The sequence below is a fragment of the Stenotrophomonas sp. STK17_22 genome (genome assembly GCF_051983905.1).
In the GTDB taxonomy this organism is placed as follows: Bacteria; Pseudomonadota; Gammaproteobacteria; order Xanthomonadales; family Xanthomonadaceae; genus Stenotrophomonas; species Stenotrophomonas maltophilia_A.
This window is the reverse complement of the sequence record NZ_CP197010.1, coordinates 550231-566060: the sequence shown is the minus strand read 5'-3', so window position 1 is coordinate 566060 and position 15830 is coordinate 550231. Positions and strand designations below refer to the sequence as shown.

Sequence of the window (15830 nt, the reverse complement as noted above, 5' to 3'; positions counted from 1 at the left end):
GGACGGCACCTGCATGACGTGGGGCCGTCCATTGTACGCCGCAGGTTTTTGCGCCGATCCGCCTCAGCCGATCCGGCGCGCGCGGGTCGCCAGGAAGGTGGGCAGATAGCGATCGATCAGGAATCGCGGCTGCGGCTGCCAGTCTTCCATGAAGCGATCGATGATGAAGCCGGCATCGAGCTGCCCACCGATCAGTTCGGTCAGGCTGTGGCCGAAGGTCAGCGCGTCACCCCGTGCCAGCTTCGCCTCGCGCTCGGCCGGCGCCAGGTCTTCCAGGTCCGAATAGGGAATGGCGTACTGTGGCCGGATCAGGCCCTGTGCATCCAGCTGCGGATCGCGCGCGCCGACGAACAGCACCGGGTTGTAGAAGCTGGCCATCAGCATGCCATCGCGTGCCAGCACGCGGCGGCATTCGGTCCACACCGGGCGCACATCAGGCACGTACAGGTTCGAGATCGGGTGGAACACCACATCGAAACTGTCGTTGGCAAACACGTGCAGATCGCGCATGTCGCCCTGCACGGTGCGCAGCTGCAGGCCATCGCGCGCGGCGACCCTGCGGTCCTGTTCCAGCTGCCCGTCGGAGAGATCGAACACGGTGACGTCAGCGCCCGCAGCGGCCAGCACCGGTGCCTGCTGGCCACCGCCTGAGGCCAGGCACAGGATGCGACGGCCGCGCACATCACCCATCCAGTCCAGTGGCAACGCGCGGGGCGTCAGGTGCACCTGCCAGCGGCCTTCGCGCGCGGCGGCAATCGTTGAACTTTCCACCGGGCGCGACCATTCGCGCACTTCGCTGGCCTGGCGGTCCCAGGCAGCACGGTTGTGGTCGATCAAGGCCTGTCCATGGTTCATGTGTTCTCCTTGCCCGGTGGGCGCCAATCCAGATCCTGGAAGGCCGGGCTGGCGAAACACTCGCCCAGGAAATCCAGGAATCGCCGCATGATAGCGGGCTGCTGGCGCCGTGACGCGTACACGGCATGAATGCCGAGTTCGTCCAGGCTGAATTCGGGCAGCAGTTCGATCAGCTCGCCACTGCGCAGCAGCGGCGCCACCTGGTAGGTCGGCAGCATGGCGATGCCGGCACCGGCGCGCACCGCCTCCAGCAGCAGCGAGGCCTCGTTGGCGCTGATGTTGCCACCCACCGCCACCGACAGCGAACGACCGTCGCGGTGCAGCTGCCACAGGCTCTTGCCGACGTAGTGGTGGGTCAGGCAGTTGTGCGCGGCCAGGTGCTCGGGAGCGGTCGGTGTGCCACGCGCCTGCAGGTAGGACGGCGTCGCGCACAGCACCGAACGGCAGGTGGCCAGCCGCCGCGCGATCAGGCTCGGGTCGATCTGGCGGGCGATGCGCACCGCCAGATCCACGCGCTCTTCCACCAGGTTCACCGTGCGGTCGACCAGCAGCAGCTCGATGCGCGCCGCCGGATGGCGCGCGACGAAGCCAGCCACCGCCCGTGCCAGATGGCTCTGCCCGAACGAGACGCTGGCGGTCACCCGCAACGTGCCATGCGGCTCGGGATCATCGCTGGCCAGTTCGCCCTGCAGTTCTTCACCGATCGCCAGCATCTGCCGGAAGCGCGCCAGTGCCGCCTCTCCAGGACCGGTCAGGCTGACCCGGCGCGTGGTCCGGTGCAGCAGCCGTGCGCCCAGCCAGCCCTCGACCTCGGCCAGGTAGCGGCTGACCATCGCCCGCGACATGTCCAGCACCTCGGCGGCGGCGGTGAGGCTGCCGCGCTCGGCCACCTCGACGAAGACGGTCATGGCGGTCAATCGGTCCATATGCTCGATCCATGCAACAAACAAGCGCGTTATACGCTGTTTTTCGATCAACTGCAGCAGCCTAGAGTGGCCCCATTCCCACCCCACACCGCCCCACGGAGTCCTGCCATGAAGATCGCCCTCGTTGGTTCCACCGGCAACATCGGCCGCCAGATCGCCCGCCACGCGCTGGCCCGCGGCCACGAACTCACTGTCATCGTACGCAGCGCGCAGGACCTCCCGGCCGAGCTGGCCGGTGCCCATCCGGTGATCGCCTCGCTGGATGACCAGGACGCGCTGGTTGCCGCCATCACCGGCCACGACGTGCTGGCCAGTGCCTACGGCCCGCGCCCGGGCGATGACATCGGCCGCGTCGGCGAGGTCGCCGCGCAGCTGGCCGCCGCCGCACGCAAGGCCGGCGTGCCCCGCCTGGTGGTGGTCGGTGGCGCCGGCAGCCTCGAAGTCGCACCCGGCGTGCAGCTGGTCGATACCCCCACCTTCCCGGAGGCCTACAAGCCGTACGCACTGGCCCACCGTGAGGCGTTCAACCGCCTGCAGGCGGTGGATGACCTGGACTGGACCTTCTTCTCGCCGGCCGCCGAAATCGGCCCGGGCGAAGAGCGCGGCCAGTACCGCGTACAGCCCAAGGCCTTCCTGGCTGATGCCAGCGGCCACAGCCGCATCAGCTACGCCGACTACGGCGCGGCGTTCGTCGCCGAGCTGGAAGCGCACCAGTACCCGAAGCAGATCATCACTGCGGCGTACTGATGCCAGGCCGCCGGGCATGGCCCGGCGCTACCCACCTGTGAGCCAGGCCCACGCCCGGCTCGCCGTCCGCCACAAGGAATGCCCCATGCGTACCGCTGCCCTGCTGCTCCCCCTCGCCCTGGCCGCCAGCTTCACCAGTGCGCCACTGCTCGCCGCGCCGGCCGCCGCGGCGCCGGCCACGGCCACGAAATCCCAGCTGCACCTGCAGACCTTCCATCCCGGCCCGCAGGCGATGTTCTCGGTGTCCTCGGTGCTGATCGAAGGCCGCCACGACGCGATCCTGGTCAATGCGCAGTTTGGTGCCAGCGACGCGCGCAAGCTGGTCGAGCTGATCCGCACCAGCGGCAAGCAGCTGACCACCATCTACATCAGCCACGGCGATCCGGACTACTACTTCGGCCTGGCCACGCTGCAGGACGCGTTCCCGCAGGCGCGCGTCGTCGCCACTGCGCAGACCGTCGCCCACATCCAGCAGACCCAGGCCGGCAAGCTGGCCTACTGGGGACCGAAGATGGGCGCCGACGTGCCGGCGCGCATCGTGGTGCCGCAGGTGCTGGACGGCGATGCCCTGCAACTGGAAGGCCAGCGCCTGCCGCTGATCGGCCTGGATGGACCCACGCCGGACCGCACGGTGCTGTGGGTGCCGTCGCTGCGCGCGATCGTCGGTGGCATTCCGGTGGTGGCCGGTGAACACGTGTGGATGGCCGACACGCAGACGCCGAAGTCGCACACCGACTGGCTGCAGACCCTGCAGCGGCTGCAGGCACTGAAGCCGAAGGTGGTGGTGCCGGGGCATTACGCGCCGGGTGCGGCGTTGGATGCCAGTGCGCTGCGCTTCACCTCGGACTACATCCGCGCGTTCGATGTTGAGGCGGCAAAGGCGAAGGACAGTGCGGCGCTGGTGAAAGCAATGCAGGCGCGGTACCCGAAGCTGGCGGGCGTGGAGTCGCTGGAGCTGAGTGCGAAGGTGGCCAAGGGCGAGATGCAGTGGCCATGAGGTAGGGAGTTTTCTTTTGCAGGGCTGCGCCCTGCACCTGCTCAATGCAACGGCAACAGCCGAAGCAACAGCTGGCTATCCGTGGGATGGCGAGGTGGGTCCGGTTGCGGGGGACGCCGTGAATCCGTCCATGGAGGCTCGGTCGCGCCATCCATGGCGCTCACGCCCCCGCAACCGGACCCACCCCGCCTTCGACAGTTCTCTGCGATCTGCCTGGATGGCATGTCTCCGCAACCTGTCTGGATGGCATGACCTGCTCTTGGTAGGTGTCGACCTTGGTCGACACGAAGATCAGCTACGTGGGGACTCGTTCGGCCCGTGCTCGAACAGTTCCCCCTGCACCACCGGCTCCTTTTCGCGGAAGCCACCGAGTCCGACACCCACCAGCCGGTAGCGGGTCTCCGCCGGCAGGTCGACGCGGGCGCGCAGGGCCAGGGCGATGTCGCGCAGTTCTTCCATCGATTCCGGCGGGCGCTCCGGGGTGAAGCTGCGGGTGAGGATGCGGAACTGCGCGGTCTTCAGTTTCAGCACCACGGTGTGGCCGACGCGTTCGGTCTTGCGCGTGGCATTCCAGGTTTTCTCTGCCAACTGCACGATCGCCTCCCCCAGGTCTTCCAACGGCAGGTCTTCGGCGAAGGTGTCTTCGGAGGAAATCGACTGCACCTGTTGGTCCGGCTCCACCGGCCGCTCGTCGATGCCGCGTGCGCGGTTGTACAGGCTGCGGCCGAAACTGCCGAACGCCTCTTCCAGGTCGATCAGTGCCCACTGCCGCAGGTCGCCGCAGGTGACGATGCCGCGCGCGGCCAGCTTGCCTTCCATCACCTTGCCGACGCCGGGCACGCGGTTCACCGGCAGTGGCAGCAGGAAGGCGTCCACCCGCTGCGGTGGAATCACGAACTGGCCGTCGGGCTTGCGCCAGTCCGAGGCGATCTTGGCCAGGAACTTGTTCGGCGCGATCCCGGCTGAAGCAGTCAGGTTCGTTTCCTCGCGGATCTGCGCGCGGATGGTGCGGGCGATGTCGGTGGCCAGTTCAATGCCACTCTTCGGCTCGGTCACGTCCAGATAGGCCTCGTCCAGCGACAGCGGCTCGACCAGGTCGGTATGGCGCAGGAAGATCGCGCGTACCTGCTGTGACACCGCCTTGTAACGCGCGAAGTCCGGCGGCACGAAGATCGCGTCCGGGCACAGGCGCTCGGCACGCACGGCGGGCATCGCCGAACGCACGCCGAACACGCGCGCCTCGTAGGACGCCGCACACACCACCGAGCGGGCACCCCGCCATGCCACGACCACCGGCTTGCCGCGCAGTGACGGATCGTCGCGCTGCTCCACCGACGCGTAGAACGCGTCCATGTCAACGTGGATGATCTTGCGCAGTCGGGTCATGTCAGGTGGGAAAGGCGGGGCCGGGCCGGGTGGGCCACACGCCGAAGTATGGTCGTTGCACATCAACAGGATGCGCGTATTCCCTTGAAAACACTACGGTTGCGTACGGTTGAAATGTTTGATCGGCGCAGTTTCCACGGGCATCCTCGAGCGCTTGTTTCCCTGTTTCCCCGCTTCCAGGATTGTGCTTCATGACCCGTCTCCACGCGTTCAACCGCGAACAGCTGCTGGCCAGCGCACGCGGTGAACTGTTCGGCACCGCCGCCGGCCGTTTGCCCAACGATCCGATGCTGATGTTCGACCGCATCACCGACATCCGCGAGGACGGCGGACCGCATGGCAAGGGCATGGTACGCGCCGAACTGGATATCCGCCCGGACCTGTGGTTCTTCGGCTGCCACTTCACCGGCGACCCGGTGATGCCCGGCTGCCTCGGCCTGGATGCCATGTGGCAGCTGACCGGCTTCTTCCTGACCTGGCTGGGCGCCCCCGGCAAGGGCCGCGCACTGGGCTGCGGCGAGGTGAAGTTCACCGGCCAGGTACTGCCGGAGGCCAAACTGGTGCGCTACGAGATCGACATCAGCCGTGTCATCAACCGCAAGCTGGTGATGGCCCAGTCGGACGCCCGCATGTACGTGGATGACCGCGAAATCTACAGCGCGCGCGACCTGCGCGTCGGCCTGTTCACTGAAACCGGGAGCTTCTGATGCGTCGCGTCGTCATCACCGGCATGGGCATCACGTCCTGCCTCGGCAATGATCTGGATACCGTTTCGGCTGCGCTGCGCGAAGGGCGCTCGGGCATCACCGCCCTGGCCGACCACGCCGAAGCGGGCCTGCGCAGCCAGGTAGGCGGTCGCGTCGACCTCGACCTGGAGGCGCTGATCGACCGCAAGCAGAAGCGCTTCATGAGCGATGCGGCGGCCTTCGCCTACCTGTCCATGCGCGATGCGATCGCCGATGCCGGGCTCAGCCCCGAGCAGGTCAGCAACCTGCGCACCGGCCTGATCGCCGGTTCCGGCGGCGGCTCCAGCGAATGGCAGATCGGCGCAGTCGACCTGCTGCGCGAACGCGGTGTGCGCAAGGTCGGCCCGTACATGGTGCCGCGCACGATGTGCTCGACGGTCTCGGCCTGCCTGGCCACGGCCTACCAGATCAAGGGTGTCAGCTACTCGCTGTCGGCCGCCTGCGCGACCTCGGCGCACTGCATCGGCGCCGCCGCGGACATGATCCGCCATGGCGCGCAGGACATCATGTTCGCCGGTGGCGGTGAAGACCTGCACTGGTCGATGAGCGTGATGTTCGATGCGATGGGTGCGCTGTCGACCAGCTTCAACGAGACCCCGGCCAGCGCCTCGCGTCCATACGACAAGGACCGCGACGGCTTCGTCATCGCCGGTGGCGGCGGCATGCTGGTGCTGGAGGACTACGACCACGCGGTTGCGCGCGGTGCGCACATCCATGCCGAGCTGATCGGCTATGGCGTGACGTCCGATGGCGCCGACATGGTCGCGCCGTCCGGTGAAGGCGCGGTGCGCTGCATGAAGATGGCGCTGCAGGACGTCGATCGTCCGCTGGACTATCTCAACACCCACGGCACTTCCACGCCGCTGGGCGACGTCACCGAGCTCAACGCGATCCGCGAAGTGTTCGGCGATGCGGTGCCACCGCTGTCCTCGACCAAGGCGCTGTCCGGCCATTCGCTGGGTGCGGCCAGCGTGCATGAGGCGATCTACTGCCTGCTGATGATGCGCGATGGCTTCGTTGCCGGTTCGGCCAACATCGGCGAACTGGACCCGAAGGTGGAAAGCTTCCCGATCCTGCGCGAGAGCCGCGAGCAGAAGCTGGATACGGTGATGTCCAACAGCTTTGGCTTCGGTGGCACCAACGCTGCACTGGTGTTCGGGCGGGTGTGATGGGGCAGGTGTGCCGACCAACGGTCGGCACCCGTAGAGTCGAGCTTGCTCGACTGCATTGAAAAGCGTGCCAACCAAGGTTGGCACCTACCGGGGCGTTTGGGCGTGCCAACCAAAGTCGGCACCTACCAGGGCGTTTGGGCGTGCCAACCAAGGTTGGCACCTGCCGGGGCATTGGGTGTGCCGACCCACGGTCGGCGCCCACCGTTACCTCGGCAGCAGCGGCAGCAGCAGCGCGTGCGCGTCCACCAGCGAGCCGACGATGCGGTGACCCAGTGCGCGCAGCTCTTCATCCGGATGCACCAGGTCCGGCACCTGGATCACGGTCATGCCGGCAGCCAGCGCTGCACGCGTGCCGGCCGGTGAGTCTTCCAGCGCCAGGCAGCGCTCGGGCACCTGGCCCAGCCGCTGCGCGGCCAGCAGGTAGATATCCGGCGCCGGCTTCGGCCGCGCCACATCACCACTGGTGATCACGGCATCGAAATACGGCAGCAGGCCGGCAGCGGCCAGCTTGCGGTTGGCCCGCGGCTGCCGCGTGGTGGTTGCCACCGCGCGCGGTACCGCGTGCGCTTTCAGCAGCTCCAGCAGCTCCAGAATGCCCGGACGCAGCGGCAGGCCGGTCTGTGTGCGTGCTTCGTACAGCTCATGGCAGCGTGCGGCCACCGCTTCGATCACGCTGTCCTCGATGCCCTGCGCACGCAGCAGCGCGTGCGTGTCACGGTCACCGAGGCCGACCATGCGCAGGAACACCGCCTCGTCCAGGCCCAGTCCGAACTCGTCGGCGGCCTCGCTCCAGCAGGCCAGCGAGACCCGCTCGCTGTCGATCATCAGGCCGTCCATGTCAAAGATGACGGCGTCGGGCAGGAACGGCAGCGCAGCGATGGTGGTCATGGAGCGAACAGCGTATCCAGATCGGTGGAGGTGAGCTGCCGCCATTGCCCCTCGTCCAGTCCCTGCAGGTCCAGCCCGCCGACGCGGCTGCGGTGCAGGGTCTGCACGTGGTTGCCGGTGGCGGCGAACATGCGGCGTACCTGATGGTAGCGGCCTTCATGCAGTACCAGGCGTGCGCGACGCGCATCCAGCACTTCCAGTTCAGCCGGCAGCAGGGGGGTCTTCTCGGACTCCAGCATCAGCGTACCGCTGGCGAACAACGCCACTTCGTCGCCGCGCAGGTCGTCGCTCAGTTCCACTTCGTAGACCTTGGGCAGCTTCGACTTCGGCGAGATGATCCGGTGCAGCAGGCCACCATCCTCGGTCAGCAGCAGCAGGCCGCTGGTCTCGCGGTCGAGGCGGCCCACGGTGGACAGCACCGGATCGCGGTCACGGAAGCGCGGCGGCAGCAGGTCGTAGATCAAGCGGCCGGTGTCCTTGGTCGAACAGGTGTAGCCGGCCGGCTTGTGCAGCGCGATCGACAGCCCCACCGGCGGGTCCAGCGGCTCGCCGTCGACCCGGATCGCCTCGTGCGGCACCTGGTCGTCGGCATACAGCACCTCGCCGTCGGCGTCGGTGACGCGGCCTTCGCGGAACATCCACTGCACCTGCTTGCGGCTGCCATAGCCCAGGTTGGCGATGAGCTTGACCAGCTTCACTTGCCCTTCCCCTTCACCGCTTCCACCAGCTTGAAGCCATCACGCTCGGCGATCACGCGCACCGCGCCAAAGCTCTCGTTGAGCGTGTACTCGTACGGCAGGTGGCGGTTGGCCACCACGTACAGGCGTCCGCCCGGGCGCAGCGCCTGCGCGGCCACGGCGATGAAGCGCTGGCCGATGTCCGGGCGATCGGCGCGCGACGGCGTGTGGAACGGCGGGTTGCTGATGATGACGTCGTAGCCCGGTTCGATACCCGCGGTGACGTCCTGCCACAGGAAGCGCAGCGGCAGCGCGCGCGGCGGCGGCGCCAGGTTCAGTTCGGCCAGGGCCAACGCACGCTGCTCGGCTTCGTACAGATCCAGCGCGGTGATCTTCGGGCAGCGTTCCAGCAGCTCGCGCGACAGGTAGCCATAGCCCGCGCCGAGGTCGGCGGCACGCCCGGCCAGGTCGGCCGGCAGGTGCTCGGCCAACAGCGCCGACGCCGGGTCGATGCGATCCCAGGCGAACACGCCCGGGCGGCTGAGGAAACGGCCGCCGACGATCGGCCGCACCGCATCCAGTGCCGACCAGCGCTTGGCCAGGTCGGCGTCGTGCTGGCCCTGCATCGGGGCGGTCCAGTACACGCGACAGTGGTTCTTGGTCAGGCTGCCGCCGAGGCCGGTCAGTTGCTTGAGGTCACCCTCGCCCGAACGTGCACCTTCGTTGTTGGACTGGCAGGCGACGATGCGGCCGCCGTCGGCGACCAGCGCCAGCGCGCGCGCGAACAGGGCACGGGCCTCCTCGCGCTGGCGCGGCGGCAGCACCAGCACCAGCGGGTAGCGGCCCTTGCCGGCCACATCATCCAGCTGGCCGCTGACGGTCCAGCCGGCGGCCTGCTGCAGCGGCTGCGCGAACGGGGCAAAGCTCTGCTCGCAATGCACTTCGCGGTTGCCGGCCACTTCGCGCAGCGGCCAGCCGTCGCGGGCACGCAGGAAGGCCACCGGGCCCTCCGGCCAGCGCAGGGCGCCTTGGGAGAACGGCAGGAACAGGGTCTGCAGGGGGGCGTCGTCGCTGGAGGCCATCGGCGCGGGTACTTCAAGCGTGAGGGCCGTCCATTGTACCGGCTTGGCCGGGCCGGCCCCGGCGGCCGCTTTGCGAAACCCGAACGGGGCCTTGATCTGCCAGCAACATTGAAACGTTCAGGGTAGAGGCTCCCCCGGAAACCCAGGAGAACCTGCATGCGAGCCTTGTTCGTCGGTGGCGTGGTCGACAACAGTGAAATGGACCTGGAAGGCAGCCATCCGCCCGTGCATTACCCCGAGGACACCGGCGGTGGCCACTCGCGCTACCGGCTGCACCAGGTCGGCCATGGTGCCGACGGAAGCGTGGCCTATGCGGTGTACGGCGCACCGGACCTGGCCGACGACGAGGTGGCGAGGGTGGCGGAAGAACGCGCCTATGCGCGCCGGTTCGAGGCGACGCCTACGTTGTTCGAGCATTGATCCCAACAGCCACGCATGGCGTGGCTCTACTGCAACCTCTGGAAAATCCACGCTGTGCGTGGACGGCATGAGGCCTGGCCGATGACGAGGTCACGCACATCCATGCGTGGCCCTTTCCAGTAGATCCACGCCATGCGTGGATGGGGTTGGCAGGTTGCCGTCAGACCCTGGGCGGCAACCTGCGGATGCTGGCGATCTCATCCAGCCACACATGGTGCTGCTGCACCGGCGTGTCGTAGTCATCCAGGCGCAGCTGGCCGTTGCTGCCTTCGTCGCCGGCCTCGTTGCGGTATTGCTGCACCGTCGGTTTCACGGCGACGGTGCCGAGCAGTCGGCGACCATCGTGCAGGGTCAGTTCCACCTGCGTTTCGCCTTCCAGCTGCGGCAGCAGGGCTTCCAGGCGCGCGATCTGCGCCGGATCGGTGTGGATGCGGGGAGCTGTACGGGACATCGGCGACCTCCTGCGTGCAGGGTCGCCGATCGGCCGTGAATGCTCAGTGCAGCGCGCTGTCCGCGCGTGGCACCTGCACTTTGCGTACCGCAGCCACCAGCTGTGCCACCGAGTACGGCTTGGCCACGTGTTCCTGGAAGCCCGACGCCAGCGCTCGGCGCCGGTCATCGGCACGTGCCAGCGCGGTCACGGCAACCGCCGGCAGGGTCATCGCATCCACGCCCATGTCCTCGCGCAGCGTGCGCACCAGGCCATAGCCATCCATGCCCGGCATGCCGATGTCGGTCAGCATCACGTGGTACTGCAGGTGCCCGGTATCGGCCAGCAGCGCCAGCGCTTCACCGGCCGAGCTGGCTGCCGACACGCTTGCGCCCTGCTCTTCCAGCATGCGCCGCAGGTACTCCAGCACTTCCGGCTGGTCTTCCACCGCCAGCACGTGCATGCCACGCAGCGGATACGGCTCGACGATCACCGGCTCCAGGATCGGTCCGCTGATCACTTCGCGCAGCGGCCGCCGTTCGGCATCGGGAATGTGCTGCGGCAGGCGCACGGTGAAGGTGGCGCCGTGGCCATGGCCCTCGCTGGCGGCGGCGACGGTACCGCCATGCAGTTCGACCAGCTGCTGCACGATTGCCAGACCCAGGCCGAGGCCGCCATGCCGTCGGGTGGTGGTGCCATCGGCCTGGCGGAAGCGGCTGAACAGATGATTGAGGAATTCGGGCGCGATGCCGTCGCCGGTGTCGCGCACGGTGATCACCCAGTGGTTGCCGTCGGCCTGCAGCTGCAGATCGATGCGGCCTTCGGCCGGGGTGAACTTGATCGCATTCGACAGCAGGTTCCACAACACCTGCTGCAGGCGGGTGGCATCGCCCAGCACCAGGCTGGGCTGCTCCGGCAGCTGCAGGCTCACGTCCAGCGCCTTGCCTTCGGCGACCAGCTCCTGCGCGCCGATGGCTTCGCCCAGCAGGTCGCGCAGATCCAGTATCTCCACCTCCAGCTGCACCTTGCCCAGCAGCATGCTGCTGAGGTCGAGCATGTCCGAGATCAGCCGCTTCTGCGCACCGGCGCTGTTGGCGATCACGTTCAGGCCCTTGTACAGCGGGCTGGTGTTGTCCACGCGCTGCAGCAGCAGTTCGCTCCAACCGAGGATGGTGGTCAGTGGCGTACGCAGTTCATGCGACAGCGTGGCCAGGAACTCGTCCTTCAGCCGCGCCATGTTCTCGGCTGCGCTGCGCGCGGCACGCTCGGACTGCAGCAGCTCCTCGCGGGCCAGTTCGATCTCGCGGCGTTCGGTCACGTCCGGGCTGCTGCCGGCCAGGCCGATGAAGCGGCCCATCCGCGAGAAGCGCGGACGCGCGTTCATCTCCAACCAACGCCAGTCGCCATCGGCGCGTCGGGCCCGCACCAGCGCATGCATCGACCGCTGCGCCTTCAGCGCTTCCTGCAGTTCGTACTCGAACACCGACGCATCGTCCGGGTGCACCAGGCCACGCCAGACATCTTCCGGCACGCGCGTCTCGTCGCCGCCGAAGAACTCACTGAAAGCGCTGTTGACGAAACGGGCATGGCCGCGCTCGTCGAGCACCCACACCGGCATCGGCAGGCCATCGGCCAGCGCACTGAAGCGGGCTTCGCTTTCGCCCAGCTCCACTTCCATCTGCTTGCGCGCGGTGATGTCGAAGAACAGGATGCCGACCTTGTCCTCACCCGGGCGGCCCACGCGCACCGCATCCACCGCGAACGAGCGGCCCAGCGCACGCGCTTCCATCTCGAACTGTGCCGGCCGGCCACTGCGGGCAACTTCGCCGTAGATGCGGAACCAGTCTTCCTCGTGGCCCGGTTCCAGCGCCGTCATGCGCTGGCCACGCGCATCCTTCAGGCCGGTGTGGCGCTCGAATGCGTCGTTGACCTCGATGAAACGATAGTCGACCGCACGATCGCCCTCGAACAGCACCTGGATCACGCAGAAACCGGCGTTGATGCGCTCAAGCACGCCATGATGCAGGTCGGGTTCGGGCGCCGGCACCATCATCGGTGGGCGCTCCACGAGGGGCGGCAGTGTGGACAAGGGCGTCAGTGCAGGCCGGGTTGGAGGCACAGCATCTTCCAAAGGGCGTATTCACAGCGTCAAGCGCCGTCAGTCATGGTTGACGACGATGAATTGGCGGCAACCACTCTTGCGCATGACGCAATCTGCCATTGCGGCGCCCCGGCCGCAGGATCACACTCGATCTGTGATCAACATCGTCCCCATCGCGGGGACGCAGGAGACCGTCATGAAACGCTCACTCGCGATTGCCCTGCTGGCAGGCGCCCTGGTGGCGGGCGGCGCCGCCGCTGCACCGCGCACCGTGACCGATGCGGACGCGCCACGTGCGTTGCAGGCCGATGGCCCGGTCAGCGTGAAATGGGAGGACCCGGCCAAATTCACCGAGATCCGCCAGAGCACCAACCGCTTCGAGGCCGAGCGTGGCGACTGGGTACAGCAGCTGGCACGCTACCTGCAGACCACCGCCGCCAAGCCGCTGCAGCCTGGGCAGACCCTCGATGTGACCCTGGTCGACATCAAGCGCGCCGGTGACTACGAGCCGTGGCATGGCCCGCGTGGCCGCGACATCCGGATCATGCGTGACATCTACCCGCCGCGGATCAGCCTGCAGTACACGTTGAAGGACGCCAGCGGCCGTATCGTCAGCGAGGGCGATGTGCGCCTCAGCGATACCGGCTACCTGCACAACCTGGGGCTGAAGAGCGACAGTGATCCGCTGCGCTACGAGAAGCGCCTGATCGATGACTGGGTGAAGCGGCAGCTGGCCAGCCAGGCCACCGCCGCGCGATGATCCCGGGCGGCGCGACTCACCGGTAGGTGTCGACCTTGGTCGACACGCATTCAAAGCGCCGACCAAGGTCGGCCGCTACCAGTGCCGAGCACGCCGACCAGTCCCTACCGGTAGGTGTCGACCTTGGTCGACACGCATTCAGAGCGCCGACCAAGGTCGGCCGCTACCAGAGCCGTGCGCGCCGACCGGTCCCTACCGGTAGGTGTGGACCTTGGTCGACACGCATTCACAGCGCCGACCAAGGTCGGCCGCTACCAGAGCCGTGCACGGCCAGCGTTCGGTCAGTCCTGATAGACCTTCGCCACGCGCTTGACCGCGCAGGGCAGCTGGTACGCACTCACGCCGCAGCGCGGCGCCAGTTCGGACAGCGTCGGTGCACTGCCCCACAGTTCCACCACACTGCCGATGCCGGCCTGCGCGTGCGCGGTCAGGTCCACGGTCAGCATGTCCATGGACACGCGCCCGATCAGGGCACCGGGCTGACCATCGATCAGCGCCGGGGTGCCATTCGGGGCAAACTGCGGATAACCGTCGGCATAGCCGAGCGCGACCACGCCCACGCGGGTGCGTGCCTTGGCCACGAAGCGCGCGCCATAGCCCACCGGCTCACCGGCCTCGATCCAGCGTTCGGCGATCACCTTCGACTGCATCGTCATCACCGGGCGCAGGCGCTCGGTCAGCGCGGTGTTGTCAGGCAGCGGATTGGCGCCGTACAGCATCAGGCCCGGGCGCACCCAGTCGCTGCGTACATCTGGCCAGCCCAGCAGCGCCGGCGAGTTGCACACGCTGGTCTCGCCATCGAGGCCGTCGATGGCCCGCGCGAACGTCGCCGCCTGCTCGTGGGTGCGTTCGCTGTCCAGTTCGTCGGCACGCGCCAGGTGGGTCATCAGCACGATGCGTTCGACCTGCGGCAGCGCCAACAGGCGTGCATGCGCCGCGCGGAAGCTGTCCACGTCCAGGCCGAGGCGATGCATGCCGCTGTCCAGCTTCAGCCACACCGTCAGCGGGCGCGGGCTGTCGAACGCGACCAGGGCTTCCAGCTGCCACGGCGAGCCCACCGCGAACCAGAAATCGTGTTCGGCCACCAGCGCCATGTCGCTGGGCTCGAAGATGCCTTCCAGCAGCAGGATCGGCGCACGGATGCCGGCCTGGCGCAGTTCCAGCGCCTCTTCGATGGTGGCCACGCCGAAACCATCGGCCTCGCCTTCCAGTGCCTGCGCACAGCGCACTGCGCCGTGGCCATAGGCATCGGCCTTGATGATCGCCAGGGCCTTGCCACCGCCCAGTTCACGGGCGAGCCGGTAGTTGCTGCGCAGGGCGCCCAGATCGATCAGCGCGCGGGCAGGACGCATGTGCGGTTCTCTTGTTGCGGCGCGTGACCGTACTGGCCGTAGCGGAAAATATCCAGGCCTTCGGTGCTGATCTGCGGCTGGCGCGCGCTCATCAGGTCGGCCAGGTAGCGGCCCGAGCCGCACGCCATGGTCCAGCCCAGCGTGCCGTGCCCAGTGTTGAGGTACAGGTTGCGGAACGGCGTGGCGCCGATCACCGGCGTACCGTCCGGCGTGGCCGGGCGCAGGCCGGTCCAGAACTGCGCGCGCGACAGGTCACCGCCCTTCGGGTAGAGATCGCTGACCACCAGCTCCAGGGTCTCGCGACGGCGCTGCGACAGCGACAGGTCGAAGCCGGCCACTTCGGCCATGCCACCGACGCGGATGCGGTCGTCAAAACGGGTCACCGCCACCTTGTAGCTCTCATCGAGGATGGTCGAGGTCGGCGCCATCGCCGGGTCGGTGATCGGCAAGGTCAGCGAGTAACCCTTCAGCGGATACACCGGCAGGCGCATGCCCAACGATGCGACCAGCGCCGGCGAGTAGCTGCCGAGCGCGACCACGAAGCGGTCGGCGGTTTCCAGCTTGCCGTCGATGCGTACGCCGGTGATGCGGTCGCCATCGAATTCCAGGCCGGTGATGTCCTGGTCGAAACGGAACTCGACACCGGCATCCACGCACATCTGCGCCAGGCGGCGGGTGAACAGCTGGCAGTCGCCGGTCTGGTCACGTGGCAGGCGCAGCGCGCCGACCAAGCCATCGACATGGGCCAAGGCCGGTTCGGCCTGGATGATGCCGGCGCGGTCCAGTACCTCGTACGGCACGCCGTACTGGGCCAGGATCTCGATGTCCTGCGCCGAGGCATCCAGCTGCTGCTGGGTGCGGAACAGCTGGGTGGTGCCCAGGTCGCGGCCTTCGAACTCGATGCCGATCTGCGCGCGCAGCTCGTTCAGGCAGTCGCGGCTGTACTCGGACATGCGCACCATGCGCGCCTTGTTGATCGCGTAGCGCTCGTGGGTGCAGTTGCGCAGCATCTGCCACAGCCAGCGGTACTGGGCCAGGTCCATGCCCGGCTTGATCGCCAGCGGCGCATGCTTCTCGAACAGCCAACCGATGGCCTTCTTCGGCACGCCCGGGGCGGCCCACGGCGAGGTGTAGCCGAACGACAGCTGGCCGGCATTGGCAAAGCTGGTTTCCAGCGCCGGGCCGGGTTGGCGGTCGATGACCGTGACTTCAAACCCGGCCTGTCGCAGGTACCAGGCACTGGTGGTGCCGATCACGCCGCTGCCGAGAACTAGGACTCGCATGGGACTTC

16 protein-coding genes are annotated in these 15830 nt (G+C 67.8%); 6 read left to right on the top strand and 10 right to left on the bottom strand.

The genetic code is table 11. The features are described from left to right. Positions 1–63 precede the first annotated feature (63 nt). Entirely contained in the window at positions 64–855 is a 792-nt protein-coding gene (locus ACSYS9_RS02540; protein ID WP_032128731.1) for a class I SAM-dependent methyltransferase, read from the bottom strand. After that, the gene (locus ACSYS9_RS02535) at positions 852–1781 is read right to left on the bottom strand and encodes a LysR family transcriptional regulator (RefSeq protein WP_032128732.1); all 930 of its coding nucleotides are present in this window, start codon (positions 1779–1781) and stop codon (positions 852–854) included. The genes ACSYS9_RS02540 and ACSYS9_RS02535 overlap by 4 nt, the downstream gene beginning before the upstream one ends. A gap of 108 nt (positions 1782–1889) precedes the next feature. Between ACSYS9_RS02535 and ACSYS9_RS02530 the strand changes: the two genes are divergently transcribed. Continuing rightward, entirely contained in the window at positions 1890–2528 is a 639-nt protein-coding gene (locus ACSYS9_RS02530; protein WP_049462428.1) for an NAD(P)-dependent oxidoreductase, read from the top strand. Between the two features lie 85 nt (positions 2529–2613). Beyond that, positions 2614–3525 (top strand): MBL fold metallo-hydrolase, encoded by a 912-nt coding sequence (locus tag ACSYS9_RS02525; RefSeq protein ID WP_049462430.1) that lies wholly within the window; start codon positions 2614–2616, stop codon positions 3523–3525. A 291-nt stretch (positions 3526–3816) separates the two neighbouring features. On the opposite strand, the gene dinB is transcribed toward ACSYS9_RS02525, so the two are convergent. Further along, the gene (gene dinB, locus ACSYS9_RS02520; protein WP_049463455.1) at positions 3817–4911 is read right to left on the bottom strand and encodes a DNA polymerase IV; all 1095 of its coding nucleotides are present in this window, start codon (positions 4909–4911) and stop codon (positions 3817–3819) included. A gap of 191 nt (positions 4912–5102) precedes the next feature. Between dinB and fabA the strand changes: the two genes are divergently transcribed. Beyond that, on the top strand, positions 5103–5618 hold the full coding sequence (gene fabA / locus ACSYS9_RS02515) for a 3-hydroxyacyl-[acyl-carrier-protein] dehydratase FabA (RefSeq protein ID WP_049463456.1): 516 nt from the start codon (positions 5103–5105) through the stop codon (positions 5616–5618). Beyond that, on the top strand, positions 5618–6826 hold the full coding sequence (gene fabB, locus ACSYS9_RS02510; protein WP_049424825.1) for a beta-ketoacyl-ACP synthase I: 1209 nt from the start codon (positions 5618–5620) through the stop codon (positions 6824–6826). The genes fabA and fabB overlap by 1 nt, the downstream gene beginning before the upstream one ends. A gap of 207 nt (positions 6827–7033) precedes the next feature. Here the strand turns inward: fabB and ACSYS9_RS02505 are convergent, their stop codons facing one another. The 3 genes from ACSYS9_RS02505 to ACSYS9_RS02495 are packed head-to-tail and all read right to left on the bottom strand — an operon-like array spanning position 7034 to position 9476. Continuing rightward, the gene (locus tag ACSYS9_RS02505) at positions 7034–7717 is read right to left on the bottom strand and encodes an HAD family hydrolase (RefSeq protein WP_049463457.1); all 684 of its coding nucleotides are present in this window, start codon (positions 7715–7717) and stop codon (positions 7034–7036) included. Then, positions 7714–8415: a pseudouridine synthase gene (locus ACSYS9_RS02500; protein ID WP_049463458.1), complete on the bottom strand. Its 702-nt coding sequence runs from the start codon at positions 8413–8415 to the stop codon at positions 7714–7716. The genes ACSYS9_RS02505 and ACSYS9_RS02500 overlap by 4 nt, the downstream gene beginning before the upstream one ends. Then, on the bottom strand, positions 8412–9476 hold the full coding sequence (locus ACSYS9_RS02495; protein ID WP_032128737.1) for a class I SAM-dependent methyltransferase: 1065 nt from the start codon (positions 9474–9476) through the stop codon (positions 8412–8414). Before ACSYS9_RS02495 ends, ACSYS9_RS02500 begins: the two co-directional genes overlap by 4 nt. A 156-nt stretch (positions 9477–9632) precedes the next feature. Here ACSYS9_RS02495 and ACSYS9_RS02490 point away from each other — a divergent pair, with 156 nt between their 5' ends. After that, positions 9633–9896 carry a hypothetical protein gene (locus ACSYS9_RS02490; RefSeq protein WP_005407925.1) on the top strand — a complete coding sequence of 88 codons (264 nt, stop codon included), beginning with the start codon at positions 9633–9635 and terminating at the stop codon, positions 9894–9896. Between the two features lie 160 nt (positions 9897–10056). Here the strand turns inward: ACSYS9_RS02490 and ACSYS9_RS02485 are convergent, their stop codons facing one another. Both ACSYS9_RS02485 and ACSYS9_RS02480 read right to left on the bottom strand, forming a co-directional pair. Beyond that, positions 10057–10347, bottom strand: a complete 291-nt coding sequence (locus ACSYS9_RS02485) for a DUF3247 family protein (RefSeq protein ID WP_049463459.1) — start codon at positions 10345–10347, stop codon at positions 10057–10059. Positions 10348–10390: 43 nt separating this feature from the next. Continuing rightward, the gene (locus tag ACSYS9_RS02480; RefSeq protein ID WP_032128739.1) at positions 10391–12379 is read right to left on the bottom strand and encodes a hybrid sensor histidine kinase/response regulator; all 1989 of its coding nucleotides are present in this window, start codon (positions 12377–12379) and stop codon (positions 10391–10393) included. Positions 12380–12623: 244 nt separating this feature from the next. On the opposite strand from ACSYS9_RS02480, the gene ACSYS9_RS02475 reads away from it, so the two are divergent. Continuing rightward, complete coding sequence (locus ACSYS9_RS02475) at positions 12624–13187, top strand: DUF3016 domain-containing protein (RefSeq protein WP_049463461.1); 564 nt, start codon at positions 12624–12626, stop codon at positions 13185–13187. A 281-nt stretch (positions 13188–13468) separates the two neighbouring features. Here ACSYS9_RS02475 and alr read toward each other — a convergent pair whose 3' ends face one another. After that, complete coding sequence (gene alr, locus ACSYS9_RS02470) at positions 13469–14539, bottom strand: alanine racemase (RefSeq protein ID WP_049463462.1); 1071 nt, start codon at positions 14537–14539, stop codon at positions 13469–13471. Next, positions 14518–15822 carry a D-amino acid dehydrogenase gene (locus ACSYS9_RS02465; protein ID WP_032128742.1) on the bottom strand — a complete coding sequence of 435 codons (1305 nt, stop codon included), beginning with the start codon at positions 15820–15822 and terminating at the stop codon, positions 14518–14520. Before ACSYS9_RS02465 ends, alr begins: the two co-directional genes overlap by 22 nt. Positions 15823–15830: the final 8 nt, after the last annotated feature.

Excerpts from the sequence above, each read along its gene's own strand:
- ACSYS9_RS02490 (WP_005407925.1), top strand. The coding sequence starts at position 9,633 with ATGCGAGCCTTGTTCGTCGGTGGCGTGGTCGACAACAGTGAAATGGAC.
- ACSYS9_RS02475 (WP_049463461.1), top strand. The coding sequence starts at position 12,624 with ATGAAACGCTCACTCGCGATTGCCCTGCTGGCAGGCGCCCTGGTGGCG.
- fabA (WP_049463456.1), top strand. The coding sequence starts at position 5,103 with ATGACCCGTCTCCACGCGTTCAACCGCGAACAGCTGCTGGCCAGCGCA.
- ACSYS9_RS02505 (WP_049463457.1), bottom strand. The coding sequence starts at position 7,717 with ATGACCACCATCGCTGCGCTGCCGTTCCTGCCCGACGCCGTCATCTTT.
- fabB (WP_049424825.1), top strand. The coding sequence starts at position 5,618 with ATGCGTCGCGTCGTCATCACCGGCATGGGCATCACGTCCTGCCTCGGC.
- ACSYS9_RS02465 (WP_032128742.1), bottom strand. The coding sequence starts at position 15,822 with ATGCGAGTCCTAGTTCTCGGCAGCGGCGTGATCGGCACCACCAGTGCC.
- ACSYS9_RS02480 (WP_032128739.1), bottom strand. The coding sequence starts at position 12,379 with ATGATGGTGCCGGCGCCCGAACCCGACCTGCATCATGGCGTGCTTGAG.
- ACSYS9_RS02525 (WP_049462430.1), top strand. The coding sequence starts at position 2,614 with ATGCGTACCGCTGCCCTGCTGCTCCCCCTCGCCCTGGCCGCCAGCTTC.
- dinB (WP_049463455.1), bottom strand. The coding sequence starts at position 4,911 with ATGACCCGACTGCGCAAGATCATCCACGTTGACATGGACGCGTTCTAC.
- ACSYS9_RS02495 (WP_032128737.1), bottom strand. The coding sequence starts at position 9,476 with ATGGCCTCCAGCGACGACGCCCCCCTGCAGACCCTGTTCCTGCCGTTC.
- ACSYS9_RS02485 (WP_049463459.1), bottom strand. The coding sequence starts at position 10,347 with ATGTCCCGTACAGCTCCCCGCATCCACACCGATCCGGCGCAGATCGCG.
- ACSYS9_RS02530 (WP_049462428.1), top strand. The coding sequence starts at position 1,890 with ATGAAGATCGCCCTCGTTGGTTCCACCGGCAACATCGGCCGCCAGATC.
- ACSYS9_RS02535 (WP_032128732.1), bottom strand. The coding sequence starts at position 1,781 with ATGGACCGATTGACCGCCATGACCGTCTTCGTCGAGGTGGCCGAGCGC.
- ACSYS9_RS02540 (WP_032128731.1), bottom strand. The coding sequence starts at position 855 with ATGAACCATGGACAGGCCTTGATCGACCACAACCGTGCTGCCTGGGAC.
- alr (WP_049463462.1), bottom strand. The coding sequence starts at position 14,539 with ATGCGTCCTGCCCGCGCGCTGATCGATCTGGGCGCCCTGCGCAGCAAC.